The sequence below is a fragment of the Ruegeria sp. AK11 genome, from assembly GCF_056541095.1.
Genome location: NZ_JBQFXU010000008.1, coordinates 115,361 through 141,593, shown reverse-complemented (window position 1 = coordinate 141,593; position 26,233 = coordinate 115,361). Strand labels below are relative to the sequence as shown.

At 56.3% G+C, this 26,233-nt stretch carries 17 protein-coding genes and 1 tRNA gene; 10 read left to right on the top strand and 8 right to left on the bottom strand.

Translation table 11 applies throughout. The features are described from left to right. Positions 1-14: 14 nt before the first annotated feature. The 5 genes from ACR0D9_RS16355 (at position 15) to ACR0D9_RS16335 (ending at position 5,772) form a co-directional block, all read left to right on the top strand. A tRNA-Met gene (locus tag ACR0D9_RS16355) sits at positions 15-91 on the top strand. Positions 92-386: 295 nt separating this feature from the next. Next, positions 387-1,382, top strand: coding sequence for an HlyD family secretion protein (locus ACR0D9_RS16350; protein WP_480539469.1), 996 nt, complete (start codon positions 387-389; stop codon positions 1,380-1,382). Then, on the top strand, positions 1,379-4,075 hold the full coding sequence (rbbA, locus tag ACR0D9_RS16345; protein ID WP_480539467.1) for a ribosome-associated ATPase/putative transporter RbbA: 2,697 nt from the start codon (positions 1,379-1,381) through the stop codon (positions 4,073-4,075). Before ACR0D9_RS16350 ends, rbbA begins: the two co-directional genes overlap by 4 nt. Beyond that, on the top strand, positions 4,076-5,200 hold the full coding sequence (locus tag ACR0D9_RS16340) for an ABC transporter permease (protein ID WP_480483859.1): 1,125 nt from the start codon (positions 4,076-4,078) through the stop codon (positions 5,198-5,200). Between the two features lie 143 nt (positions 5,201-5,343). Continuing rightward, complete coding sequence (locus ACR0D9_RS16335; RefSeq protein ID WP_480488186.1) at positions 5,344-5,772, top strand: phasin family protein; 429 nt, start codon at positions 5,344-5,346, stop codon at positions 5,770-5,772. Between the two features lie 261 nt (positions 5,773-6,033). Here the strand turns inward: ACR0D9_RS16335 and ACR0D9_RS16330 are convergent, their stop codons facing one another. After that, positions 6,034-6,912 (bottom strand): LysR family transcriptional regulator, encoded by an 879-nt coding sequence (locus tag ACR0D9_RS16330; protein WP_480483861.1) that lies wholly within the window; start codon positions 6,910-6,912, stop codon positions 6,034-6,036. 96 nt (positions 6,913-7,008) lie between these two features. Here ACR0D9_RS16330 and ACR0D9_RS16325 point away from each other — a divergent pair, with 96 nt between their 5' ends. After that, positions 7,009-8,316, top strand: coding sequence for an aminotransferase class I/II-fold pyridoxal phosphate-dependent enzyme (locus tag ACR0D9_RS16325; RefSeq protein WP_480539465.1), 1,308 nt, complete (start codon positions 7,009-7,011; stop codon positions 8,314-8,316). 41 nt (positions 8,317-8,357) lie between these two features. On the opposite strand, the gene ACR0D9_RS16320 is transcribed toward ACR0D9_RS16325, so the two are convergent. Genes ACR0D9_RS16320 through ACR0D9_RS16300 form a run of 5 tightly spaced genes read right to left on the bottom strand, consistent with a single transcriptional unit; the run spans position 8,358 to position 14,124 of the window. Further along, positions 8,358-9,377 (bottom strand): Ldh family oxidoreductase, encoded by a 1,020-nt coding sequence (locus ACR0D9_RS16320; RefSeq protein ID WP_480507133.1) that lies wholly within the window; start codon positions 9,375-9,377, stop codon positions 8,358-8,360. Between the two features lie 11 nt (positions 9,378-9,388). Then, positions 9,389-10,018, bottom strand: a complete 630-nt coding sequence (locus ACR0D9_RS16315) for a DUF3726 domain-containing protein (RefSeq protein ID WP_480539463.1) — start codon at positions 10,016-10,018, stop codon at positions 9,389-9,391. Next, positions 10,015-11,703, bottom strand: a complete 1,689-nt coding sequence (locus ACR0D9_RS16310) for a hypothetical protein (protein WP_480539461.1) — start codon at positions 11,701-11,703, stop codon at positions 10,015-10,017. The genes ACR0D9_RS16315 and ACR0D9_RS16310 overlap by 4 nt, the downstream gene beginning before the upstream one ends. 4 nt (positions 11,704-11,707) lie before the next feature. Next, complete coding sequence (locus ACR0D9_RS16305; RefSeq protein WP_480539459.1) at positions 11,708-12,682, bottom strand: membrane dipeptidase; 975 nt, start codon at positions 12,680-12,682, stop codon at positions 11,708-11,710. After that, complete coding sequence (locus ACR0D9_RS16300) at positions 12,682-14,124, bottom strand: aldehyde dehydrogenase family protein (protein WP_480539457.1); 1,443 nt, start codon at positions 14,122-14,124, stop codon at positions 12,682-12,684. Before ACR0D9_RS16300 ends, ACR0D9_RS16305 begins: the two co-directional genes overlap by 1 nt. A gap of 103 nt (positions 14,125-14,227) precedes the next feature. On the opposite strand from ACR0D9_RS16300, the gene ACR0D9_RS16295 reads away from it, so the two are divergent. The 3 genes from ACR0D9_RS16295 to ACR0D9_RS16285 all read left to right on the top strand — a co-directional run bounded on the left by ACR0D9_RS16295 (position 14,228) and on the right by ACR0D9_RS16285 (position 19,689). Beyond that, a complete protein-coding gene (locus ACR0D9_RS16295; RefSeq protein WP_480488180.1) occupies positions 14,228-15,133 on the top strand; it encodes a LysR family transcriptional regulator in 906 nt (301 codons plus the stop codon). Positions 15,134-15,229: 96 nt separating this feature from the next. Continuing rightward, complete coding sequence (locus tag ACR0D9_RS16290; RefSeq protein WP_480539455.1) at positions 15,230-18,505, top strand: adenylate/guanylate cyclase domain-containing protein; 3,276 nt, start codon at positions 15,230-15,232, stop codon at positions 18,503-18,505. 20 nt (positions 18,506-18,525) lie between these two features. Beyond that, positions 18,526-19,689, top strand: a complete 1,164-nt coding sequence (locus ACR0D9_RS16285) for a hypothetical protein (RefSeq protein ID WP_480539453.1) — start codon at positions 18,526-18,528, stop codon at positions 19,687-19,689. Here the strand turns inward: ACR0D9_RS16285 and ACR0D9_RS16280 are convergent. Together ACR0D9_RS16280 and ACR0D9_RS16275 are read right to left on the bottom strand one after the other, a co-directional pair. Then, a complete protein-coding gene (locus ACR0D9_RS16280) occupies positions 19,686-23,285 on the bottom strand; it encodes a flavoprotein (protein ID WP_480539451.1) in 3,600 nt (1,199 codons plus the stop codon). The genes ACR0D9_RS16285 and ACR0D9_RS16280 overlap by 4 nt on opposite strands. 318 nt (positions 23,286-23,603) lie before the next feature. Continuing rightward, positions 23,604-25,181 carry a DUF5928 domain-containing protein gene (locus ACR0D9_RS16275; RefSeq protein ID WP_480483872.1) on the bottom strand — a complete coding sequence of 526 codons (1,578 nt, stop codon included), beginning with the start codon at positions 25,179-25,181 and terminating at the stop codon, positions 23,604-23,606. Positions 25,182-25,324: 143 nt separating this feature from the next. On the opposite strand from ACR0D9_RS16275, the gene ACR0D9_RS16270 reads away from it, so the two are divergent. Then, entirely contained in the window at positions 25,325-26,143 is an 819-nt protein-coding gene (locus ACR0D9_RS16270; protein ID WP_480483873.1) for a sulfotransferase family protein, read from the top strand. The last annotated feature ends 90 nt before the right edge of the window (positions 26,144-26,233 follow it).

The window sequence follows — 26,233 nt, the reverse complement described above, 5'->3', positions numbered from 1 at the left end:
AAATCTGACTCTGACGCGGGATGGAGCAGCCCGGTAGCTCGTCAGGCTCATAACCTGAAGGTCGCAGGTTCAAATCCTGCTCCCGCAACCAATACTTCAAGTCAGATATCAAACACTTAGCGCCCCAAGGGGCGCTTTCTGCGTTCAGGGCCACTGCACAACTCAAAGCACTCTGGAAGCAACAGGGGACGCAATTCACCCTGTGATGAATGCGCAACAGAGGCTGAACGAGCACCTGGGGCGGCACGAAAACAGGACACGTCCATTCCGACAGACAGGATATGTTGTTCCCCCAAGCATGCTTTGGAAACGCTTGATCCATCGCAAAGTCCCCAATCCTGCCAGGCACTAGACTGACCGTCGCATTCAACGATCTGGCAAAAGCTATGAAGAAGAGTTCGCCCATCTTTTTTGCTCTGGTAGTCATCGTGGTTGCTGGCGCGGTTGTTTACTCCGTCATCTCCCAAGACGGCGATCAATTGCCGAGTGGCTTCGTACAGGGTAATGGAAGGATTGAGGCAGAGCAGGTTGAAATTGCGCCAACGATCGCCGGGCGTGTTGCCAAAGTTCTGGCACCTGAAGGCGGCATGGTCGCCGCCGGTGATGTACTTGCCAGGATGGATATAGACGAACTGTCCGCAGCGCTGGACCGGGCAAAAGCCGAGGTAGCCTTGGCGCGCCAGACAAAAGCAGAAGCTGAAGCCTTGGTTCTGCAACGCCAAAGTGAGCAACGTCGGGCGGCGCAGGAACTTGAACGTGCTACAGCGCTACTGACCGGGAACAATATCTCTAAGACAGTTTTTGAGGAACGTGAAACCATCCACCAAGTTGCGTCTGCTGTGTTGGGTGCCGCCAAAGCCCGAGTTGCAACCGCAGAAAGCCGGATTGCCGCTGCAGAAGCCGAGGTGCGCAGGATTGAGGCGCAAATCGAAGACAGTTCCTTGCTGGCACCAATGCCGGGTCGCGTTCTTTATCGATTGGCCGAGCCGGGCGAGGTCGTCGGAGCGGGTGAACCGATCCTGACCCTTCTCAGTCTCGAGAACGTGTATATGGAAGTTTTCCTTCCTGCGCGGGAAGCCGGGCTGTTGCCGATTGGAGCCGAAGCTCGCATCGTGCTTGATGCTTTACCCGAATACGCCACACCTGCATATGTCAGCTTTGTTTCTCCCGAGGCGCAATTCACGCCCAAACAAGTCGAGACTCTGGATGAACGCGAGCAACTGGTCTTTCGTGTCCGCGTTCGTATCCCCCAGGACCTGGTTGAAAGCCGGATTGAACACGTAAAAACGGGCCTGCGCGGCATTGCCGTGATACGGATCGATCCCACCAGCGCATGGCCCGAGGCGCTTGAACAGCCCATCCCGCAAGAGCTGTTCAAATGAATGCCACAGTCGCCTCGTCAGAGTTTCGAATTGCCGGTGTTACACACAGGTATCGAAAACACATCGCGTTGAACTCTGTAACCTTGGACCTTCCAACCGGACAGCTTGTCGGCTTCATTGGCCCAGACGGGGTGGGCAAGTCCACATTGCTTGGGTTGATCACCGGTGCAAAAAAGCTTCAATCCGGATCAATCGACGTTCTGGGCGGAGCGATTGATGAGCCCACTCATCGTAGACGAATATGCCCTGCGATCGCATTCATGCCGCAAGGTTTGGGTCGGAATCTCTATTCAGAACTGTCGGTACGCGAAAATTTGGAGTTCTTCTCGGGCCTTTTCGGACAGGGACACGACGAGCGTGACGCCCGGATCACCGCATTGCTGACAGCGACCGCGCTTGCACCATTTGAGGATCGCCTGATGGGCAGGCTTTCTGGTGGAATGAAACAGAAGCTTGGCCTGTGCTGTGCGTTGATTCATGACCCCAAACTCCTGGTTCTGGATGAGCCAACAACCGGGGTTGATCCGTTGTCGCGTCGACAGTTTTGGGCATTGATCGACGCTATCCGAACGGAAAACCCCAAGCTCTCTGTCCTTGTGTCTACAGCCTATATGGAGGAGGCCGAAGGCTTTGACTGGATCGTCGCGATGGACGCAGGTCGCGTCATCTTTCAGGGTAAACCCGCCGAATTGAAGCGTGCCGATAAGGACTTCGAAACTGCGTACCGACGCTTGCGGGCAGACGAGGCATCTGGTTCAGCGCCGGGTCAATCAATCGTTCGACAGATCAAATCGGATCCCGTGATTACTGCACGCGGGCTGACACGGCGCTTTGGCGATTTCATCGCCGTGAACAACGTTGATTTCTCGATCAATCGCGGAGAGATTTTCGGGTTTCTGGGATCAAACGGATGCGGAAAATCCACGACGATGAAAATGCTGACCGGTTTGCTGCCTGCAAGCTCAGGCGAGGCATTGTTATTCGGCAAACCCGTTGACGCCAGGGATCGAAAGGTGCGCCGCGAGATTGGGTACATGAGTCAGGCGTTTTCATTGTACGGTGAATTGTCAGTGTATCAGAACCTTCAGTTGCACGCCCGGATTTTCGCAATCCCTGACCGCGACGCGCGCATTTCGGAACTGACGGAACGATTCGGACTCGGCACGCATCGTGATACCCTTGCGGCCGCCCTGCCCCTTGGGATCAAACAGCGCCTGTCGCTGGCGGTTGCGATCATCCATCGCCCGCGTGTGCTGATATTGGATGAGCCGACATCCGGAGTGGACCCAGAGGCGCGAGATACGTTTTGGGCCTTGCTCGTCGAGTTGTCCCGACAAGACGCGGTAACGATCTTTGTCTCCACCCATTTCATGGCAGAAGCAGAACGATGTGACCGTGTTTCGTTTATGCACGCAGGCCAGGTCTTGGCAGAAGGCACACCAGCCGAATTGATCGCCGCTGAAAGCGCCGACAGCCTTGAGGCTGCGTTCATCTCAATTCTGGAGGCGGCAGAAAGACCGGCGCCGGTTGAAGCACCGAGAGTTGATTTGGCCACCAATTCCAAACACGTCGGTGGCAGTGTCGGGCGCGCACTGGCCTATACGCGACGCGAGGCCGTCGAGGTGGCGCGCGATCCTGTGCGCCTTGCCTTTGCGTTTCTTGGGTCAGCCATTTTGATGTTGGTTTTCTGCTTTGGCATCACGCTTGACATTGATGAACTGGACTTTGCCGTTCTAGACCTTTCTCAGGGTCCTGAGAGCCGTGCCTATGCAACTGAGTTCGCGGGGTCGTCCTATTTCAAACCCACGCCGCCATTGGAAAGCGCTATGGAAGGCCACAACCGGCTCCAGGCAGGAGACGTTTCACTGGTCTTAGAGTTGCCACCGAACTTCGGTCGTAAGCTGCGCACAGGCGAGCCAACACAGGTCCTCGCGACAGTCGATGGTGCCATTCCGTTCAAAGGCGAGACCGTTGAAGGATATGTCGCGGGACTGCATCAGTCCTTTCTGGACGAACACGCCCGAAAGACGGGGCAACGGGACTTCGAGATTGCCCGGATAGAACCGCGATTTCGCTACAATCAGAGTTTTGAAAGCATTGCAGCAATGGCCCCGGCCATGCCGGCGATTTTGCTTATCATGTTGCCGGCCGTCTTGACGGCGGTCAGTGTCGCGCGTGAGCGTGAGCTGGGATCTGTGGTGAATTTCTACGTAACACCGACAACCCGGCTCGAATTCCTGATTGGTAAGCAAATTCCCTATATTGCAATTGCTTTTGCAAACTTTCTGTTGCTGGCAGCGATGACCATTTTCGTCTTCGGTGTGCCGCTCAAAGGCGATCCCATTCCGCTAGCGGTTGGTGCGTTTTTGTATATCTGGGCAACGACGTCCTATGGATTGCTGATTGCCACAATGACATCCAGCCAGGTGGCAGCGACATTTGCGACAGCCATCGCCTCGGTTGTGCCGACCATCCAGTTCTCGGGCCTGTTGCAGCCCGTCTCCACTTTGGAAGGGGGGGCTCAGTTCATCGGCTCGCTTTGGCCATCTTCCTATTTTCTGCACCTGAACGTCGGCGCGTTCACCAAGGGCTTAGGGTGGGAATCACTTGCCCCGGACATTCTTGCGCTTGCCTGTTTCGGTCCAGTGCTGACACTCGCCGCCGCCCTTTGCCTGCGCGCGCAGGAGAAGTGAATGCAGCGCCTTTTTTGCATATTCTGGCTGGGATTGAAGGAAATGATGAGCCTGCGCCGCGATTGGGTGATGATGGCCTTGCTGGTCTGGTCATTCACGCTGGCTCCGATCATGGAAGCAACAGGCGTTGCAAGCTCGGTGAATAACGCCTCAATCGCATTTGCAGATGAGGATAACTCTCCACTATCGCGCACCCTTGCCACTGCGTTTTTCCCACCGGAGTTTCAACCGGTCGTGCAAATTGAACCGGGGACCGGTCCAGCGCACATGGATGCCGGGCGGTTTATCTTCATCGTTGCCATTCCTCCAGGTTTTGAAAAAGACCTGCGCGCCAGAAGCACACCAGAGATACAGGTTCTGATAGACGCCACGGCTATGGAGCAGGCAGGTATCGGCGCCAATTACATCACCAGTATATTGAGCGCTGAAATCCATCGCTTTGCAGTTGGTGTTGACCTCGTAGATCCTCCCGCAATCAATGTCATTCTGAGAAGTGCCTTCAACCCAAACAGAGATACGGTGCGTTTTGCGGGCATCGTTGCGCTGATCGGTCAGATCATGTGGCTCACGACCATCCTGACCGGCGCTGCCATGATCCGGGAGAGAGAGCATGGAACAATTGAGCATCTGCTCGCCATGCCTCTAACTCCGCTCGACATTGCGATGGCAAAAATCTGGGCCAATGCGGCCGTTGTTCTGATCGCTGCGGGGTTATCGCTGACTTTTGTCATGCAGGGTTCGTTGGACATTCGCATTGCCGGATCAAAGACACTGTTCCTATTTGGAACCGCACTTTTTCTGTTTACAGCTACGGCGCTTGGGGTATTTCTGGCGACGATCGCGCGCTCAATGGCGCAATTTGCGCTTCTGGTCATGCTGATTGTCCTGCCAATGCTGATGCTGTCCGGAGGGGAAACACCAGTCGAAGGGCAACCAGGCTGGTTGCAAGCCGGAACGCTGTTTCTGCCATCGCGCCACTATATGTCAGCCAGCCAAGCAATTGTTTTCAAAGGTGCTGGAATCGAAACGGTCTGGCCGGAATTCGTTTGGATGGCTGTGTTGGGTCTGGCCCTGTTGATGACAAGTCTGGTTATGTTCAGACGGTCAGTCGCCCAGATGAGTTGATATCAACCGACCGTGTATGTTGTGGACGGGCGTATTGTGAAACGACGGCGCGAATTACCCAGTGAATTTGATCTCGGTTAATGAGAGTGCACCTCTGGGTGTGGTAAAATTAATCACCGTCTTCTTTTCCAGGGAGAGTTCAAATGCCCACAAAATCAGCCGAAATCGAGACACAGGAAGCCCTTACCGACGTGTTGAAATCCATGCAGGGCATGATGTCCATGAACTCCGCGGTGACGCCGCAGATTGAGCAGTTTTGGAAAGCGCAGGACCACCTGCTGAGCGAGGCGGAGGAATACTCCCGCCTCTGGTTCAAGCGCCGCCATGAGGCTGCACGCACCGCGCTGCAAACTGCCCGGGAAGCTACGTTTGGCGACAACCCAGATCCAAGCAAAACGATGCAAGCCGTCGCCGAATGGCAACGCCATTCCATGGAACGAATGGTGGATGACGCACGTGAATGGTTCGAAATGATGTCGCGCTGTGCAAAATACGTAAGCGAAACAGAAGCAGACATCATCGGCGAAAACATGGAAGCTGCCTCCAAGGTCGCAGGCAAAGCCAAAAGCTGAGACCGACTAAACCCGTTTGACGCAGCCCGTCTTCTACGGGCGCGGAGCACTGTGACCCTCCACGTGTCGCTGGCCAAACCGAGTGGCCACGATTGCGGAAGCGCTCTGACAGTTTTTCGTGTGTACCCAAACATGATTGAACATGCAAAGTTGGGACCAAGCGTTCGAGTTTGACGAAGATAAGTGCCCGGTGTTTTGGGCAATCTTTCGCCCCCCTTTCAGTTCCCATCTATCCAGCGCTGAGGTCTGGGACAATTTGGGTCAACGGGACAAACATGCGATAATCTGGTCCGTTTCCGGTCTCCTGCGGGTTCGTTGTGGCATTTGGATAACCAGAGATCGGTCGGTGCGGAACAATTTGGTGTGCGCAGCTGTCAGCTCGCCTGTGGCCAAGGCGTCTTCGATCAGGCACAGGTGTCCCATCAGTATTCCTGCGCCCGCCTTCGCTTCCTCTACGGCCAGACTGTAGAGGGAGAATTGAGCACCGCCCTTGGCACTATGCAGGTCATAGCCAGAGTGTTGGGCCCATTTGGTCCAATCTTCGTTCCACACCAGATCGTGCAGCAACGGTACGCCCAGAAAACCGTTTGCGCGGCAAACTTGGTCCTTAAGCGCCGGGGCGCAAACCGGCACGATCTCGTCCGGGCAAACGACCACCTGATTGGCCGTGTCGTCCGGTGGAGCGAAGAAGATTGACAGGTCGAACAGTTCGCGCCCCAGGCTCGGCGGCGCTTCCAGCGCAGTGACTGAAAAACTGATGTCAGGAAATTGAGATCGGATCTGGCGCAGCCTTTTGGGAAGCCAGAGCTGAGCAATGGCCGGTAAAGCAGCGATATGAAAATCTGCATTGGGTTTAAGGTTGCGCAGCGCACGGGCCGCGTCGGCCAATTGGTCAAAAGCCCTGGTAAATTCAGCGACAAGCGACTGCCCCTCGGGCGTGAGTTCTACGCCTTGCGCGTTGCGCCGGAAAAGTGCTGCACCGGCCCAGCCTTCCAGCGTTTTGACGTGTTGCGAGATTGCACCCGGTGTGACGTTCAACTCTTCAGCCGCGGCGACAAAGCTGATGTGGCGCGCCGCTGCCTCAAAAGCGCGCATTGCGTTCAGTGGGGGCCCTTTGGGACGCTTTGGGGAAACGCTCATCACCTTAGCCTTAGTTTTTCTACGCCAAGAAATAACAAATCTGCTTTGCGAAGTCACGCAGCAGCAGTCACAGTGCACGAAACAGGAGGATGTCAGATGACACTTGCACATAGAGACTGGGTGCCCACCGCAAGCGAAACATTGGTTCAGAATATCGCGACAAAGACAGCATCGGCATCGTCTGGCGACCTATTGGACCGGATCGTGCATCTGGCAGAGGAAAACCGCCGTATTCACGAGGAAGAGTGTTTCAACCTCAACCCCGCGACCAATGTCATGAACCCCAAGGCCGAGGCGCTTTTGTCGTCGGGCATCGGGTCGCGGCCTTCGCTGGGCTATCCCGGTGACAAATATGAAATGGGGCTGGAAGCAATCGAAGAAATCGAAGTCATCGCGGCCGAGCTTTGTGCAGAGGTCTTTGATGCCCGATTTGCAGAGGTTCGTGTGCCGTCGGGCGCAATTGCAAATCTTTATGGCTTCATGGCGACCTGTAAGCCGGGTGATACAATCATTGCGCCACCCGCAATGATCGGCGGCCATGTGACCCATCATACTGCGGGCTGTGCAGGGCTGTTCGGGCTGCGCACGATCGAGGCACCGGTTAACACAAATGGCTACACAGTCGATCTGGACCAACTGCGCGACCTGGCGCGGGCTGAGCGCCCCAAGCTGATCACGATCGGCGGAAGTCTGAACCTTTTTGAACACCCTGTTGCCGAGGTGCGGGCCATTGCGGACGAAGTTGACGCGAAAGTCATGTTCGACGCCGCGCATCAGTGCGGGATAATCGCGGGGCGTGCCTGGTCGAACCCGTTGAACGAGGGCGCGCATTTCATGACCATGAGCACCTATAAAAGCCTTGGTGGACCAGCAGGTGGATTGATCGTGTCGAATGATGTCGACATTGCCAAATCATTGGATGCTATTGCTTTTCCCGGGATGACAGCCAATTTCGATGCCGCCAAAACGGCCGCTCTTGCGGTTACCATGCTGGATTGGAAAGACTTTGGTCAGGCGTACGCGAACGAGATGATCGCACTGTCAAAAGCACTGGCCGCAGCGTTGGATGCGCAGGGTGTTCGCGTCTTTGAGGGTGCGGAAGGCTTCACCAATTCGCATCAGTTCGCGGTTCTGGCAGAGCCCTATGGCGGAGGGCAGGCGGCATCGAAGAAGCTTCGCGAAAGCGGGTTTCTTGCATGCGGCATCGGATTGCCTGTCAAGCCGGTTGAAGGGGACTTGAACGGGTTGCGGATTGGCACTCCTGAATTGGTTCGCTGGGGCATGACCTCTCGAGATGCTGATCGCCTCGCCGATTTGATCAGGCGAGGACTGGACGACGCGCCTGTCGCTTCGGAAGTCTCTGCCTGGCGTAGTGAATTCGACACGCTGCATTTCGTGAACTAGGCGCAAGCGGCCACCACATCCGCCCGGTCTGGTGGCTGCTCTTAACTGTTTTCCTGAATTATCGCGTCAATTCTGGCCAATGTAGCAGTGTTGACGGCGACACCTTTTTGACCTGCGGCAAGGCGACATGCACGGCGCCCATCTCCGGGCAGGTGCGCGCCGTCCTGATCTCTGATCGACGCGACCAGATCCGATATTGCGGTTGAAAACAGTCCATTTGACGAAACCGCAGGGTCAATAGCGATGAAGAACTGCCCGGTTTTCGGTGGACCCCCGACCGTTCCCGAGAACGGAGAGGCATGCAGCCCAAGAGTAGATCCTGTCAAAGCCGCCGCCATGATTTCAGTCAGCAAAGCGATACCCACACCTTTGTACCCGCCGGATGGGGCCATGCTTCCTTTCAGACCGACATTCGGGTCTGTTGTCGGGTTTCCGTCCGGGTCCAGTGCCCAGCCGACCGGGATGGCCTTGCCTTCTCTGGCGTGTTTCATCACTTCGCTTTTGGCGATGGTGCTGGCGCTCTGGTCAATCAGCAACGCGGGTTGCCCGTCTGGACCCGGTACCGCAACAGAGAACGGGTTGGTGCCGACAACGGGCTTCGATCCACCCGAAGGTGCAATGGATGCTGGTGCATTGGTGAATCCAAGACCAACCAGACCCGCCTGCGCCAGTCGATACGTGTGATAACCCAACACACCGCAATTGTAGCTGTTGGTGATCGCAAGGGCCGCGATGCCCTGTTCACGAGCCGCCGGGATCAATGCATCAAAGCCCATTTCAATGGCTGCATGTGCGAACCCGGTCGCAGCGTCTACCCGGATAAGGCCGGGGCGCGGCGTTTCCAGCGTCGGTACTGCCTGACCGTCGACTTTACCGCATTGTACATGTTCACAGTAAATCGGAATGTAAGCCAGACCATGGCTGGCCACCCCATCCGCTTCGGTTGCCGCCGTGGCCACGGCCAGAGGGCGCGCGTTTTCTTCACTTGTGCCAGCGGCAACCAACGCGGTGAAGGACAGCTTTTCGATTTCGGCAAGCGACAAGGTTTGGGTCTCGGTCATCTGATGATCCTTCAGTCATTGTCCGACAGGCCGGAACCAGCGCCAAGCAGTCGGGATTCTTCGGTTGCAGGGGCATATGTACGGTGCGCCATGGAGTTGAGGATCCGCCACACCTCTGCATTTGGAGCGGCACGGCTTTGCAGAGGACGACTGTTTTGAATGTGGCCGCCCTCAGTTATTTCAACATGATCAGCGCGGTCTAAATTGCAGTCTGCGCAGCTTAAATGAACACCATCAGTTATCGCAGCATACCCGTCAAAGGTGACTTTTACTGTCGTTCCCAGTTTTTTGGCCCCCGCAGCGACAAAGGGCAGCAACAGCAGTGGTGCCGCGAGATTTGAAATCGAAATGGTGCCTTGGGACAGGACGGTCGGTGAATCCGATATCGCAGCTCCGGTCATCAGGGGGCACAGGTCTTGTTGGCCAACCCATACTCCGTTCTGAAGCACAGGAATGTGGCGTTCCAGACAGGGCGCATATTCACGTTTGAGCAGTTGGGCCAGAATGGCGGGCCCGTCGAACCCTTGGGCGTTTAGCCACCGGGTGGCTTTCGCAGCCTCTTCCGCCACGCCCCAGGCATATCCGGCCCCACGAGTTGCGCGTTTGGCTGTTGCTTCGACTTCGTTCAATGAAAAGGTCATTGCGCAACCTCCGGATAAACCCACAAATCTGCGTTCGCGGTATTTAGCTCATCGGGGTAGGGGGCGCCGGCATACATGCAGATGCGGACCCAGCGATCTGAACGAGGGTCGAAATGCGTCGCGCCAAAGAAGGATAGTTTTGCGCGCAACATATCGATGGGCATCACGTTTGCGCCGATTGTGTTGTCATGGATCTCACCATATGGCGCGACACGGCTGATTTGTGCGCGGCGTACGGTGTGGCGATGCTCGGGGTGGCGCATAAGAAACTCTGCTATCGGCGCATCATCCGGCCACTCTTGCAAAGCCTTGAAAGCCAGTGCCGCATCACGCGCGGGCGCGAGCGGTTGTTCATAGTCCGCAATTGGTTCTTCAAACCGTTCACCCAGTCGGGGTTCAAGTTTCTCTTCGGAAACGTACCAGGCGCGCGCGCAGTTTTTCGGATCACTCCAATCAAGATCCAGCGCCCAGTCAAAACTGTTCCGGATCAAGGTACGCACCCCTGACACCGGCATTGTTCCATCAATAACCTGTGCAGCCGTGTTTGTGTCCGCCATGCAGCTGGACAGCCCGTCCACGACATCTCCGTAAGGCTCAAGGATCAGCGAGGCCAGCAACTCCTGGCCTTCTTCGCTGAGCGCGGTTTCCGACCATCGGATCATGCGATCCCACGGATGGTCTCGTGTCAGGTCGTCTGTAGCCAGAAATGCGCTGATTGAATTCAGGTCGTCCTTTAGCGCAGCGAGTTTTTCAACCTGTATCGGGTGTTCAGATTGCCACCACGTGATTGACTGTTTGCTGCGCGCGAAAACGTCGCGAAAGACACGCGCGTCTTTTTCGGTTGCTGTCTCAATTGACCGCACGCGCGAGATGGCCTCTTCCCGCGCCATGATCCAGTTGTTGAACAGAACGGGATGGTTCACGATGAACGGCGCCATTCCCAGTCCTGTGGAATTTCCGATGCCCAGCCAGCGTGCGATTTCAGGATCAAGCTCGGCGGTTTGATCCCCACCTTTGACCTGCGCCATATATTGCACCAGATCGCGTACAAAAATCCGGGTCAGGTACACCGACAGCATTTCGATCTGGAAGGGACCGCTGACCTCATCCCGGTCCGCCGTTTTCTCACGATCCGCAGCCCCGAACTTGCCCGACCCGTAAACAGCCGTGGTCCTCATCAGATAGCCGACCTGATAAATCTGTTCCAGGTCCGGTTGTTGGCCCGCAGCCAGACGATCCACCACATGAGCCCAGAGTCGCACGGAACGGTTGGCGCGTGACAGTGACAATTCGGTTTCGCTGACACGCCCTGCCTCTTGCAGCGGTACGTTCCGCGACAGCCGATCAATGTCTTCTGGCGTCGGGATACCGTCGAACAGCGCAAAGGTGGCGTCCCAGGCTTCGGCAATAACCCGGTCTGATCGTTGATCGGCAGGCAGGTCATGGGCAAATGCTACCAGCGAATAGGCGCGATCGGGGCCTTGCGCGGTATAGACCGCATGGCCGACACCTTTGTCGTCAATTTCGAATGCAGGTCGCGAGAAGCTCCAGTTTTCATCGGCCATGCGGCGTGTCAGTTGCCGCATAAAGCTGAGCCGGCATTGATGCAATGATCCCAGCCGTGACAGCCGCATGACCGTAGCGGGGTCACGTCTGGCGATCTCTGTCTGCGCGTGTGGTTCCATTTGGCTACCTTTGTGGGACGAAGTTCTCGGCAAAGAACCGATACCAGTTCCTGCCCATGATCCCGGCCACTTCGTCACCGTTCAGGCCGGTCGCGCGTAACCCTTGTTCGATGTTTCCAAAGTCTCGGTTGTCCTGAAACCAGCCCGGCATTGGTGGAAACCCCGGAGCAGAGGCCGAGCCTTCGCCATAGTCGATTTCTTTTGTCCACCGCCCCACACGCATCCATTCAACGATACTGTCAGGCTGATCCTGGCACAGGTCAGTGCCGATCCCCAGATGTTCGGCCCCGTATTTATCCGCAGTGCGGGCGATCATCTCGCAAAAGCTTTCCAGCGTGCAGTCAGACTTGTCCTTCAGGTGGTGAGGGTAGACCGAAAAACCCAGCATCCCACCGTTTTCAGTCACGGCGCGGATGACATCATCTCGCTTGTTGCGCAGGGCCGGGGACCAATCGTGCGGATTGGCATGCGTGATTGCGATGGGCCGGTCTGAGAGTTCAGCCGCCTCGATTGTGGACCGGTCAGCCGAATGGCTCATGTCCACCACAAGGCCCACGCGGTTCATCTCTTTGATCACCTGCTTGCCCATTCGGGTGATGCCGGTGTCTTCGGCCTCATAACAACCGGTCGCCAGCAGGGATTGGTTGTTATAGGTCAGTTGCATGAACCGCGCGCCCAAATCGTGCAGGATTTCAACCAGCCCGATGTCGTCTTCGATGGGCGACGGGTTCTGAAACCCGAAAAACACGGCGGTCCGGCCTGTTTCACGGGCCGTGTCGATATCGCCGGCCCACCGCCCTTTCATGATCAGATCCGGATATTGCTCGAACCAACGGTTCCATTTCTCGAAATTCAGAACCGTTTCTCGGAAATTCTCATGATAGGAGATGGTGACGTGGATCGCGTCCACGCGCCCTTCGCGCAATTGGCGAAATATCTTCTCCGACCAATTGGCATATTGCAGGCCGTCGACCCTCATCAGACGGGGCCCGCGCTGATATAGGCGGTTTTGACCGTCGTATAGAATTCAGCCGCTGCCTTACCCTGTTCGCGTGGACCATATGAGCTGTCGCCCCGGCCACCGAAAGGCACGTGGTAATCGGTGCCAGCGGTGGGCAGGTTAACCGTCACCACGCCGGTGCGCGCGTTGCGGCGGAAATGGGTGGCGCGGGCCAGCGACTTGGTCACGATGCCCGAGGTTAGGCCGAAATTGGTGTCGTTGACCACGCTCAGCGCTTCATCATAGCTGCCGACCTTGATGACGGATGTAAGCGGTGCGAACATTTCTTCGCGGTTGATGCGCATGTCGTTGGTGGTGTTCAGGAACACGCCCGGCGACATGTAGAACCCGTCATGAGGCATCTCCAGGCGCTGACCGCCACAGGCCAGCTCGGCCCCTTCGGATTTGCCCAGGTCGACATAGGCGAGGTTTTCATTCAACTGCTGCTGGCTGACGACGGGGCCCATCTGCACGCCTGCTTCCAGTGCGTGACCCACTTTCATTGCCTGCGCACCGGCAACCAGTTTCTCGACAAAGGCATCGTGGATGCCCGCGTGAACCACCAGACGCGATGAGGCGGTGCATTTTTGACCGGTGCCGCCAAAGGCCCCGCCCAGTGCCAGCGTCACTGCCAGATCCAGATCGGCGTCGTCCATCACCGCCAGCGCGTTTTTGGACCCCATTTCCATCTGAACCTTGGTCAGGTTCTGGATTGCTGCGGCGGCGATGCCTTTGCCCACGGGCACCGATCCGGTGAAGGAAATCGCATTGACCTTGGGGCTTTCCACCAGACGTTGCCCGACCGAACGGCCGGAGCCCATCACAAGGCTGAACAGACCTTTCGGAATATCCTGCCGTTCGATGATTTCAGTCAGGGCCACAGCCGAGGCGGGGGTGATGTTGGCAGGTTTCCACACAACCGCGTTGCCATAGCACAGCGCCGGGGCAATCTTCCACGAGGCCGTTGCAGTGGGGAAGTTCCACGGGCTGATGATTGCGACAACGCCAACAGCTTCGCGGCGCACATCCACTTCGATATCGGGGCGCACGGAATCGGCGTTCTCACCGATCTGGCGCAGGCACTCGGCGGCGTAATATGTGAAGAACTGACCGGCCCGGAAAACCTCACCCTTGCCTTCGGCCAGCGGCTTGCCTTCTTCGCGGCTCAGCAATGTACCCAGCTCTTCGGCGCGGGTCATCAACTCGTTGCCGATGGCGTTCAGGGCGGCCTGTTTCCGCTCCAGCCCGTAGGCAGCCCATTCGGCCTGCGCGACGCGCGCCTGATCCAGCGTCGCCTCAAGCTGATCGGCGCTGGCCTGTGTGAACATGCCAACCAGATCGCTTAGATCCGAAGGATTGCGGTTTTCAATTTCGCTTTCGCCCGCCAGCCATTCGCCGGCAATCAGGTTCAGTTTGGTCACGTCAGGCCCCAAATTCGCAAATTTCGATTTGGGCCAGGATGGAACTTTCGGCTAACATCAGTCAAACTCAAATAACTTTAGGAAGCTTCAGAAAGTTTGAAGTATGGCGATGAAAGTCGAGATGCTGCGGTGTTTTTGTACCGTGGCCCAAACCGGAAACCTTGCCGAGGCTGCCAGCCGTCTGGGTCGGACACAATCCGCCGTCTCAATGATGCTGAAGCAGTTTGAAGATCACTTGGGCAAGAAACTGTTTGAAGGTGAACGGAAAAATCACCTGTCGCCGCTGGGTCAGCAGGTTCTGGACCTTGCTCTCAAACAGGTGCGCGATTTTGATCAGACTGTTCAGAACATAGAAATGGCGGCGCAGGCGGAACATGGGTTGATCCGTATCGTATCCGTGCCGTCGGTGGGGGCCTTGGTCTTTCCCGCCTTGCTGGGACATATGACATCACGCTTTCCGGGGTTGAAGATCGAGTTGCGAGACGGGGATTCGCAACATGTTCTGGACGCCGTTGCCGGGGACAAGGCGGATATCGGCATTGCATCTGGCCATCATCCCCTGAATGGGGTCAGTGCCGAGCCGCTTTTTCAGGATCGTTTTGGACTGGTTGCAGCATCCGATCATCCGCTTATGACACGGGCCAAACCGCCCGAAATCTGTGACCTGATGGCGGCGCCCTTCGTGCGAAACGCCTTGTGCGACTTTATCGAGTCCGCGCCTTTCCGAGAGATCCTGGACAGGGCCGAGGTTACCATTCACAACACGCATTCCCTGATCACGACTGTCAGGGCAGGCCAGTGGATCACGGTCCTGCCGCAGACCGTCGCACAGTTCATCCCGGATGCGGTCGCCTTTCGTCCGATTTCAGATTTGCCAGACAAGCGAGAGGTATATATTTACCGTCGGGAAAGAGCCCGCTTCCGCGAGATCACCCAGGCCTGCTGTTCGTATATCCTGTCGAGCGGTTTTGGAAACGCTGGCTTGGTGCAGGAGCCAGTTTTGGATTAACCCTGCTCAAAAGCATAAATTAAATAGGTTCTAGCAGACTCGAAGCGGCGCACATGCTAGGTTCCTGAATGAAGTGGGGGACTTCAGAGGGGCAACATGTCTCAGGACCTGAGGGGCTGGCTGAGCGCAATTGGATTAAACGAGTACGCGCAGGCCTTCGCAGACAACAAAATCGATTTCTCCATCCTGCCTGATTTGACGGCCGAGGATTTGATCGAAATTGGGGTGACGGCCGTCGGTGATCGGCGGCGGCTGCTGCGCGCCATCGAACAGATTGATGCCAGCCAAACCTCAGCAGAACCTGAATCTGCTGCACAGCTCGAGCCCGCGCGGCGACAGGTTACTGTGATGTTTGCCGATCTGACCGCATTCACGAAACTATCCAGCGAGCTGGATGCTGAAGATCTGCATGCGCTGCTGAATCAATTCTTTAGCAAAGTGGACAATGTCGTCGAAAAATACGGTGGTCGTATAGACAAGCATATCGGCGATGCGGTCATGGCCGTCTTCGGAGCGCCGATTTCACACACCAATGATACCGAAAGGGCCGCGCGTGCTGCTGCCGAGATACATGCAGCTCTGCCGACCTTGTCACCGCCGCTTTCCTGCCACATCGGTATTTCCTCGGGTCAAGTCATTGCCAGTACGACCGGAAGTCAGTCGCATACGGAATACACCGTTACAGGAGACGGGGTGAATCTGGCGTCCCGCCTGACGGATATTTCCGCGGGGGGTGAGACTCTGGTTTCACACGACATTCAGCGCGCGTTGGGGCCGCTATTCGTGGGCGAATCCATTGGTGTGAAGGCCATCAAAGGGCTGAATGATCCCGTTGAAATTTGGCGTCTGGATCGATTGGCCCGGAACATTCGCACACGGCGTCACAAATTCATCGGGCGCGAGCGGGAATTGTCGGTGTTTTCGGCCACATTTGACCGATGCAAGCGCCACGGCAAGGGCGAAGTCCATGTGATCCTGGGTGAGCCCGGGATCGGGAAAACTCATTTGTCCGAGCAAGTCGCTGAGCTGGCATCCGGCCAGTCCTACACGATCCACAACGGTGTCGTGATGGATTTCGGCGCGCGCGAAGGGCATTCGGCCATTCAGATGGTCGCCCGCAGCATTCTGGGTCTTGACCCGTCGGATGGCGCGGAAACAGTTGCCGCAGCGGCTAGGGACGCAATCGCCAGGGGCTGGGTCAGCCCCCCGAACTCCGCGCACCTCAATGCGCTGCTTGAGCTGGAGCAGGATTCGGGTCTGGCTGAGGTGTTTGCGGTGATGGACAATAAAACCCGCCTGCGCGGACGGCGGCAGGTCATTGAAGAGTTGCTGTCGGCCAGCAGCCAGGAAGCCCCCTTGCTGATCCAGATCGAGGACATCCACTGGGCCTCGCCCGAGATCCTGATGACCTGCTCTCATATAGCGGCGGCAACGCGGAATATCCCTTGCGTGTTGATGATGACAAGCCGGGCCGAAGGCGATCCGATTGACCGGGACTGGCAAATGGCAACCGATGGCGCGCTGGTGTCCAAGATGGAACTGGCGCCGATGGGGGAAGAACAGGCCAGACTGTTGGTCGAAGAATTCACGGCCATCGACCCCGAGTTGCTGGACACCTGTGTCAAACGCGCCGGGGGCAATCCGCTGTTTCTTGAACAGTTGTTGCGCAATACGGATGTACTTACCCAGCAAGGCGTGCCCGGCAGTATTCAGGGGATCGTTCAGTCCCGACTGGATGCACTGGATCGAACCAGCCGCGCCGCCATTCAGGCCGCATCGGTATTGGGGCAGCGGTTCTCGCCAGAAGTTCTGAACTTCATTCTGGGTGAAGGGCATCTGGATACGACCAGCCTGATCCGATCCGCGCTGGTCCGAGAGGCAGGGCCTGACCTTATGTTCGCCCACGCGCTGATCCGGGATGGATCCTATGCGACGTTGGTCAAATCCGAGCGCGCGCGCCTGCACAGGCAGGCCGCCAAGTGGTTCGAGGATCGCGATGCGACCCTGTGCGCACAGCATCTGGACCGGGCCGGAGCGAATAACGCCGCACAGGCGTATCTGGACGCGGCAGACAAACTGATTCAGGCCTTCAGATTCGACGATGCCAGCCCATTGATCGAACGCGCCCTGGAACTGCCGTCCCCCGCAGGTGTCCGGTTCGACCTGCTGTGCGCTCGGGCTGAGACGCACAGGCTTCAGGGTCTGTCCGGCGACGCACTGCGTGAATTTCGGGAAGCTGCCCGGGTTGCCGAAACCGATGAGCAAATCAGCCGCGCGCATATCGGGCTGGCGCAGGCCGCACGGCAAGCCAGCCTGTATCAGGATGCCCTTGAGGCACTCGATATGGCTGAATCCGCCGCCGAGCGTTGCGGGTCAGAGCGGGATGTGGCTCAGATCAGCTACGTGCGCGGTAATGTTTATTTCCCTCTGGGCCGGGACAAGGAAGCGCTGAGCGCCAATGAACGCGCCCTGACGCTTGCCCGCAAACTTGGCTCTGCCCGCCTTGAGGTAGGGGCGCTAAGCGGATTTGGTGATGCAAACTTCATGAAAGCCACCATGAAGACAGCGACAGGCTTTTATACGCAGGCTGTTGAGCGGGCGCGCGAAAAAGGGCTGGTCCGCGATCTGGCTGCCAATCTGCACAATCTCAGCGTCGCGCGCAGTTACACCGGGGACGTCGCACAGGGCAAGGCGGACGCCATTGAGGCTATTGAAATCTCGCAAAAGTACTTTGCCTTTGTTCCGGAATGCGTTGCACAGACCTGCCTGGGCGTGGCCGAGACCTTTCTGGGCAACCTTGATCAGGCGCTGGACGCGTTCATTGTTTCAGCCGAAATTGCGGAACGCGTCGGGGCAAAACGTCTTGAGGCGCAGGCCCTTGAACACCTGGCGCGAACACAGGTTTATACCGGACAGTCAGACCGCGCGCGTACGACTGGGCGTCGCGCGGTTGAAATCGCGCTTGAACATGGGCGGAACTTTGTAGGGCCCAAGGCTCTGTCGGCTCTGGCAATGGCCGAGACCAACCCTGATGAGCAAACGCGCTTGTTGAACCTGGGGTCTGAAATCATTGCCGAGGGATGTGTGGGGCACAGTCACCTGCACTTTTACTCGGATGCCAGCGCCGTCATGCTGGCGCGCGGCGATTGGGACGCAGCAATTGAATATGCAGATGGGCTTGCAGCCTTCACCACCACCGAGCCTTTGCCGATGGTCGATCTGTCCATTCGCCAAACACGACTGCTGGCTGAAAGCGGACAGCAGAACACTCTGCCCAAACAGCACGCGGAATATGCTGACCTGAAAACGCAATTTGCAACGATGGGCGTCACGCAATCCCTTGTGGGTTCAGTGGGGTTTCTGGCTGATTAGGCGACACCGCAGGAGGCTGAATGAGTGTAGAAAGAAAGGTGTGGCTGATTTCTGGCTTGCTGACCCTTGGGCTCGCCGGTCTGTTGCTCAGGCTTTGGATCGACTTGAACCATTTTGAGGGGGATCCAACGCAGCTTCCGGATCAGGCATCGGTGGATGCCTTTCTGGATGAGCTGGACTCAGCACCAGATTACCGCGTCAAAACGGGGATATTCATCAAATCGTTCAGCTTTCTTGGTGCTAGCGACGTTCAGGTCACCGGCTACATCTGGCAGCATTACGTCGAAGGTGAACATGACAAGATCCGTCCAGCCGAGGGCGAGATCGGTTTCCTTCTGCCCGAAGCGGTCGATACAGCAAATGGCCTGATCGAAGAGGCCTATCGGCTACCGCAACAGGATGGCCTACTGATCGGGTGGTACTTTGAACAAACCCTTCGTCAGAGCTTTGACTACACCCGTTACCCCTTTGATCACAAAACGGTCTGGGTGCGCGTTTGGCCCGCATCTTTTGACGTCAATATTGCGCTGGTTCCCGACTTTGAGGCTTATACCGCGACCGGGCCGGATGATATTTTCGGCATCGACAGTCAGATCGTGATGGGCACGTGGGAACGCGAGAACACCTATTTCGACTATAAGCTGTCAAACCTGGATACGACGTTGGGCATCACGCAGAACACCTATCAAACCAACATGCCCGAACTGCATTATAACTTTGTCATCAAACGCAATTTCGCAAACGCGTTTATCGTGCACATGGTCCCGCTGCTTGTCGTGACAATGCTGCTGTTTGGGGCGCTGATGACCGTCACGCGCCGCGAGGGGCTGGCCGATCGGCATGACTTCAGCACGTCCAGTGTAATCGGAACCTGCTCGGTTCTGTTTTTCGTGATCCTGTTGGCCCATGTGCAGCTGCGTGAAGGGTTCGCAGGTTCTCCTGTGATCTATATGGAGTCGTTCTTTTTCCTGATGTACTTCATGCTGCTGGCAGTTTCGGTCAATACATACCTGTTTGCGTCCGACGTTGAGACGTCGTTGCGGATCATCCACTATCGGGACAACCTTATTCCCAAGGCCGGGTTCTGGCCGTTCGTCCTGCTTTGTATGGTGGTGATCACGGCCTATAATCTCAGTTCCAAGGAAAGCCCGAAACCGCCACCAGTCAGCACAGTGGAAAACTAGATAGCCGGCTCGAATCCGGGCTTGGGTTCACCCTGCGCCATATCCAGCGTGTAGTCGCTGATGACATCTGATTTGCCGTCACGCCAGTTTTGCATGTACTTTTCAGGATCGGCGATCACATAGGCGTAGGCGGGTTTCATCACGCCATCCAAGATCACGTTGATCTTTTTGCGGATATAGACGTTCTTGGACGAGCCCGGACCATGATAACCTTCCAGCTTGTCCAGCTCGTGCAGGCCCGATTCCGTCACCCGGTAAACCTCTCCGCTTACTTGTTTGCCCATGCCCTGCTGATCGACAAGGGTTGCCATTCGGTGCAGGAAGCCACAGTTCGGATTGTCGCAGAACGGTTCATTTGGAACGATCAGGGGCATTGGTTGCCGCGTGCGGGCAGGCCCGACAAAGTCATTCAAAACCCGGTTGTGTGCCTCATGGTTCGGGAACCCCTGTTTCAGGGAGCCGTATGTGAAATACAGATAGGTGGGTTCCTGGATGGCAACAAAGGTTTCGTCACGGCCCTGTTCCGCATCTTTTATCTTAAGGTTGTGATCCTGCGCCCAAGCATCCAGCATGGTCCGGATTTCGGGCGGGATATCCATGCCCTGAACAAATTCAATGCACGAGGTTGCATCCATGCCTTTGGCGCGCAACAGGATGTCGACCATCCTTGGGGCTTTGTTCATCACAGCCACATGCAATGCGGTGAAACCGTGATCGTTGACGATATTGACGTCGATGTCGCGGTCGATCAAATCCTGCGCCGCTTCATAGTCGGGCTTACCCAGATCGTGACCGCCTTCGTTCAATTCGCCTTCGCCACCGGCCGCATAATGCAGCAATGAATCGCCGTGGGCTTCGTCCACGATATTGATGCCCACGACACCTTCATCGATGGCGCGGAACACACGTTTCCATTCATTGATATCATCAGCGGCGGCAGCCTCTCGGGCCCATTTGCACACGCGGTATTTCTGGTCGTCCAGTTCTTCGAACGCTTCGCCCAATGCTTCCATGATCTGGTCAGGTGTGGCCATCATGCCAATCCCCATCCGACCGTTTGACAGCCGGCCTTCCCGGGGACCTATGAAATCAATGCCCAGTGTCTTCAGTCTTGCGACATTGTTCTGGGTGGTGATGTTGTTCCACATATTCGTGTTGCAGGCCGGGCACAGGATCACGGGCTTCTTCTGGTACTGCCACGCCACAAAGACCGAGGTCAGAAGGTTATCGGCGATCCCGTTTGCCACTTTGCCCATGGTGTTGCAGGTGATAGGAGCGACGATCACGCAATCGGCCCAGTCGCATAGCGCCAGATGAGACGCTCGCACCGGCATGTCGAATTCCATGTAACGGAAGTTCCATTCATCATCGTCGCGGTAGTAGTCGTTATGGGTGATCTTGGCGTCGATCCGTTCAGCGCCGAAGTCCCGAAAGAACTTCTCGGCCGAAGTGGAAGGGATCAGTTTGACATTGTGTCCGGCGTCGACGATGCGCTCAACCAGTTCGGGGATCTTGTCTGCCGCTGATGATCCGCAGGCACAAAGCAGCACGTTGCGTTTGCCGCTGCTTACCTGGTTCATCACACCTTTGGGATAGCCGAACATGTTCTTGTTCAGGCTGGGCGTCTCTTCAAGCTTGGAAACGGGAAGACCCGCTTCGATCATGCGGTCCTGAAGGTGACCCGCCTTGATCATGTCCACAATGTCTTCCAGCTTTTCGCCTTTGCTGATGCATTGGCCTTGGAAAAACAGGTAGGGAACTTTGGGTTTTTCACCTAAAGATATCAGCTGACGTCGCATCTTTATCGCGTTGGGGTCGCGACCGCCCACATCTACCTGCTTTACGCTGGTCGCACCGATGTTCGAAAGAACACTTCTGAGCATGTAGGACCATGGGTCTTCATCTTCATAAAACAGAACCATGGGGTTGTTCCGGATGATGCTGGTGACATCTCCGGGGTCTTCGGGCGGCTCAACCGTTTCGATCACCAGCAACGCCGGGTTTTCCAGATCGCGCAGCCCGCGGAAGATGTTGCCGCGAGGGGCTTGCCAGACCTGTGACGTTGCGGGGCTCATGTCGACGATCGTCACAAGGTCGGTTGCTTCATCATATGCGATACAGAGGCACCAGAATTCTTCGAGCAACGCGGTTTCCCGGTAAACGTTTACTGGTGGGCGGATGGCTTCGATCCCGGTGACCCGATTAAAGTCGATATTGATCATCAGGTGACGGTCCGTAATGGCGTCCAGGCCCTGAAGTTGCATCTTGAACCAGTCTTCGGGGGTATCGATCGATGTGTCCTCGCGCGTTCCGAAACTGCGAAGTGAACTGCTCAGGTGCACGTTTTCGGACCCGTTCAGGTATTTCTGGGCCATGTCGTGCATTTCCGCGGCCGTGGCCACCCGTGAGACAACATCCGTGAAAGAGGCTTCGGTGGCCCGCAGCAGCTCGTCTTCGTCTACCTTGTCGTCGCCGTGAATGGCGAGGCTTTCCACCAATACCCCCAAGGAGTTCATGTTCGGAGTGGCGCGGCGGAACAGGTTGCGCCGTTTCTTGGGGTCTTTCGCCAGATAGAGTGTGCTGTCGACATAGTTGCATCGTTGCCTGAATGTCTTCAGATGCGTCTTGACCGCGGCACGCGCCGAGAAGCGCAAAATACCACGCGACCGCATCGAGGTTCCATCACGGTCCGACATCGCCTTCCAAAGCCGGTCTGCGGTTGTAACCCAAAGCTTGCCGTATTTCTCAGGATGTACGTCCATCATGTGCACCAGCCCAGTGCTTGGGTTGCACTTGGCGATTACGGCAAAATGCCCGCCCGGCATATTCGCTTTGCCATGGGCGACGCCGACCTGAAAATTCGCCACCAGAATATCATTGTCACCACCCAGCCGGTTGGATTCGTCAATCGCATCCAGCAACAGCTGCACGTTTGTCGTGTCCTCGTCCATGAAATAGGCCTGAACCTGAACACTGTCCCGCAAGCCCTGCGAATGAATGTAGGTACAGGCGACGTCAAACAGCTCACCCAGTGAGATACCGTCATTGACGACGAAAGACGAAGGCAGCGCGCATTCACGGAAAATGTCGTTCACTTCGCAACTGAAGCCCAACGCGGACATGCTGAGGGCGGCAGCCGTCACGCTGCAACAATTGATCGGCTGCTGGAAGTTCTGCAATTGAACACTGACCAGATCGCCGAACATCGTGGCGAAGCAGGGTTGCCGGATTTCCTCTGGTATCTGACGCCAGTTCTCGCTGGACAGAAAAGCCACCCGCGATCCGTCCAGCGCGAGCGCTTCGAGGCTGACGGGAATGTCTGATATCTGAAGGTGCTCTTCATAGAAATAGTCACCGACATCCGCGCTGGCCAAAGGATTACCGTTCTGCCGCAGCTGAACCACACCGCGCAGAACAACATACATGCCGCTTGCTGGCAGAACCGTGTTGTCGGTCACCTCGATACATTCGAAATGACGGTTGATGACTGACGGGTCGGCAATCTTGGCCTCGCCCGGCAGAACCTTGTATATCAGGTTCCAGTCTGCGTCATTTGGGATATATGATCTGGATGTTTCAATTTGATCTATAAGCACAACTGTTCCCCCCGGAGTTGCGTTTCAAATGTCTAATTGCGGCCAGCAGGGGCTTTCGGGTTTTCGATGCGCAGATACCCGTCATTCAGAATTAAGGACGCGTCTGTTTTTGCCTTTCACTGGCCAGGGCCGGCCTGCCAAAGAGAAAAAGTATAAGCAAATTGGCCCAATTGGCTGCACAGTATCCGATTTTTGAATAAAAATCACGATGGCAGTGATGTTGGGTTTTAGGCTGTCCTTTCCGACAGGCAAATATGCGGTGCACCCAATGCAGCAAAGGGGGCCGAAAAGCTGTCGGATGTCAGGCTGACTTTCCGTTTAGTCGGCGAACAGGTAGTCCAGCCGCATCACCGCGTCGGCCTTTTCTTTGTCCACCCCAAGAAATTCGGATATGACAGCTATGTTTTCGGCGCGCTGGGCGGTTTCCCGCAGTCGCAGGTAATTGTCCAAACCGGCGGCGCGGATTTGTTGGGACTCGTAACTCAGGTCGTTGCGAAGTGTCGGCAGCAGATGGGAAACAGTCTCAACCGGGCTGTTGTCACCCGCCAATCCGACGCGCCGCGCGTGGCCAATCAGGTATTCGTCCGAGTATTCGCATTCGACCTCAAGCACATGGGTTTTGGCCTGATCACCGCTGAAATCCTGAACAACGTCCAGATTGGCCGGGTCGAGGCACAGAACCAACTGGTCTGATCCGAAACTTTCGAAAAGCATTCGTACAACAGCCCGCCGATGGCGCGAGCGCTTGGTCAGCGTCGTTTCAATACCACCCAGATCAGGCAGTTGAGTTTCCTCTTCGTTAAACAGGTATTCGACGCAGGGGATATCTGTTTCAGACGCGATCTGATCGACCAGCCTTTTGGCGACATGCCACTTCTTGCACACGATCACAAACAGCTCTCGGTCGGGGCCCAGAACACTTCCGGCCTCCCAGAAACGTTGCCCGAACCGGCGCCCGATGCGCCCCCGGCCGGCCAGAAACGCATACAGACTGCGCCCCTCGTTCGAGATGGAAAAGTCGATGCCCTCACTCGCGTAAAGTGAGCCGAGACGCTCTTTCAGCTCATGCGCCTCTGGGCTGATCTTGCGGGCAAACAAATAGTCCTGACCCAGAAGCATGTCATAGTGATCGTTGTAGAACGTGACGGGCATTCCATAATCCGAAAACATCAGAAATGTCGGAGTACGGTTTTCGATCTCACCCTTCGGGATCAGATGGCGTACCAGCGTTTGAAAGAAGGTTTCATCGGGTATCCAGGTGGTCGCAAAAAACCGGATCACGTCCCTGCGCTGTCGCAGGAAGTCCAGAATCATTTCGACCGTTCGGCGGCGCAGACACCACCATTGGCTGCCGATCATCACTTGAACGTCTTCGGGAATTCGCCGCGTCAGCCCGAAACGCTTCTGCGTTTCATAGGCAGCGTAGAACAGTTTCGGCTGGGTGCGTTCATTGAAATAATGGCGATAGATCAGCCGGTCTTCTTTCATGCCGGTCTTGATCCAGTCGCTTTCGAAAAAGTCGTGGCTTTCGATGAAATCCTTGTCGTGATCATCCAGAAATCGATGGGTGTATTCTGCCGTTTTGATCGCCATGCAATCACCGGACAGCATGTAAAAATGCGTGGCGCGGGGGAAGGTTTCGACGGCGGCCTGCAAGGCGTTCAGCGTGGCCTGCACCAGCGACCACTCTCCCCAGCCGCATTTGATGCGCCTTTTTGCAAAGGTCACGTTCGGATTTTGAGCCAGCGCGGAACGGATGCGCCCGTAAGCTTCGGGGCTGGCGCTGGCGTCAAAGTGGATCGCCATGCAATCGCCCGCAGCAGTCAGCTGTTCAGCCTGTGCAATGATTGCATCAGGGTCCTTATGGCACAACAATATATAGGCAATCTTCGCCATCGAGGTTAGGTAATTTCCGTTTCTGCCCGGTTTCAACCGTGATACTGAGGATGAGCGATTGAATAAACAGAATAATTTTGGTTCCTTGTTATCAAAAGCTGGCATATCGGTTTGAGACCAGACCAGCGTAGGAGGCACAGCAGATGGGTTTTCCCGGTACCTGGATGACCGAGAGCGAAAGCATGGTGTACCGCGTCGTGCCCAAATGCGCCTGCTCGACCATTGGGCAGATCATGTATTATTCGGATCACGGCCAGTTCTTTGACGGTGACATCCATGACGCCGAGGATGGTATGCACAAATGGGCCTTTGATCAGAGCCAGGATCTGATTTCCAAAAATGTGCGCGATCATGCCTCGTATTCCTTTACCTGTGTGCGCAACCCATACACGCGTATTCTGAGCTCGTTTTTCGACAAGATCTGCGGGATCCAGCGCAACGGCAAACGGTATCGTGGCAATCTGGTGCCAACGCTGATCTACAATTACGGGATCGAGGTGGGCGGTGACGATGGCAAGGGAGAGTTTGACCAAATCGCCAGCTTTCGCCGGTTCCTGCTGTTTGCGCGGGATACCATCCGCTGGCGACGCCCGATGGACCCGGACATTCACTGGTCGGCCATGTCTGGTCACGTGTCGACCTTCATCGTGAACGGTGGCCGTTATGATCGGATCTTCTGGACCGAAGCGTTCAACGACGGGATGCAGGGTGTCTTGGACAATACCAAGCTGAAGCATTCAGTTTCGCTGTCCGAAATACCCCGGTTCAACGAATCCGAAGGCCATGGCCCCAAGCGCGCACATCCGGTCGAGGATTATTTCGACGACCTGTCGATGCATCTGGTCTATGAGATCTACAAGCAGGATTTCGAGTTGTTCAAATACGATTTCGAAAACCCGGCCAACAAGATGCCGATCGGCGAAATCGATCTGGACGAAATTCACGCCAAGCTGGGCGATTGATCTTAAGGCTGGATGCCTCGTCCTCTGTCAACGTTTCTTGCGAAACATCTGCTCTGGTTGGCCCGAGAGCGCCTGTGCATGATCGGCTTA

Excerpts from the sequence above, each read along its gene's own strand:
- ACR0D9_RS16350 (WP_480539469.1), top strand. The coding sequence starts at position 387 with ATGAAGAAGAGTTCGCCCATCTTTTTTGCTCTGGTAGTCATCGTGGTT.
- ACR0D9_RS16325 (WP_480539465.1), top strand. The coding sequence starts at position 7,009 with ATGACACTTGCACATAGAGACTGGGTGCCCACCGCAAGCGAAACATTG.
- ACR0D9_RS16310 (WP_480539461.1), bottom strand. The coding sequence starts at position 11,703 with ATGGAACCACACGCGCAGACAGAGATCGCCAGACGTGACCCCGCTACG.
- ACR0D9_RS16335 (WP_480488186.1), top strand. The coding sequence starts at position 5,344 with ATGCCCACAAAATCAGCCGAAATCGAGACACAGGAAGCCCTTACCGAC.
- ACR0D9_RS16315 (WP_480539463.1), bottom strand. The coding sequence starts at position 10,018 with ATGACCTTTTCATTGAACGAAGTCGAAGCAACAGCCAAACGCGCAACT.
- ACR0D9_RS16330 (WP_480483861.1), bottom strand. The coding sequence starts at position 6,912 with ATGAGCGTTTCCCCAAAGCGTCCCAAAGGGCCCCCACTGAACGCAATG.
- ACR0D9_RS16340 (WP_480483859.1), top strand. The coding sequence starts at position 4,076 with ATGCAGCGCCTTTTTTGCATATTCTGGCTGGGATTGAAGGAAATGATG.
- ACR0D9_RS16275 (WP_480483872.1), bottom strand. The coding sequence starts at position 25,181 with ATGGCGAAGATTGCCTATATATTGTTGTGCCATAAGGACCCTGATGCA.
- ACR0D9_RS16305 (WP_480539459.1), bottom strand. The coding sequence starts at position 12,682 with ATGAGGGTCGACGGCCTGCAATATGCCAATTGGTCGGAGAAGATATTT.
- ACR0D9_RS16290 (WP_480539455.1), top strand. The coding sequence starts at position 15,230 with ATGTCTCAGGACCTGAGGGGCTGGCTGAGCGCAATTGGATTAAACGAG.
- ACR0D9_RS16270 (WP_480483873.1), top strand. The coding sequence starts at position 25,325 with ATGGGTTTTCCCGGTACCTGGATGACCGAGAGCGAAAGCATGGTGTAC.
- rbbA (WP_480539467.1), top strand. The coding sequence starts at position 1,379 with ATGAATGCCACAGTCGCCTCGTCAGAGTTTCGAATTGCCGGTGTTACA.
- ACR0D9_RS16320 (WP_480507133.1), bottom strand. The coding sequence starts at position 9,377 with ATGACCGAGACCCAAACCTTGTCGCTTGCCGAAATCGAAAAGCTGTCC.
- ACR0D9_RS16295 (WP_480488180.1), top strand. The coding sequence starts at position 14,228 with ATGGCGATGAAAGTCGAGATGCTGCGGTGTTTTTGTACCGTGGCCCAA.
- ACR0D9_RS16285 (WP_480539453.1), top strand. The coding sequence starts at position 18,526 with ATGAGTGTAGAAAGAAAGGTGTGGCTGATTTCTGGCTTGCTGACCCTT.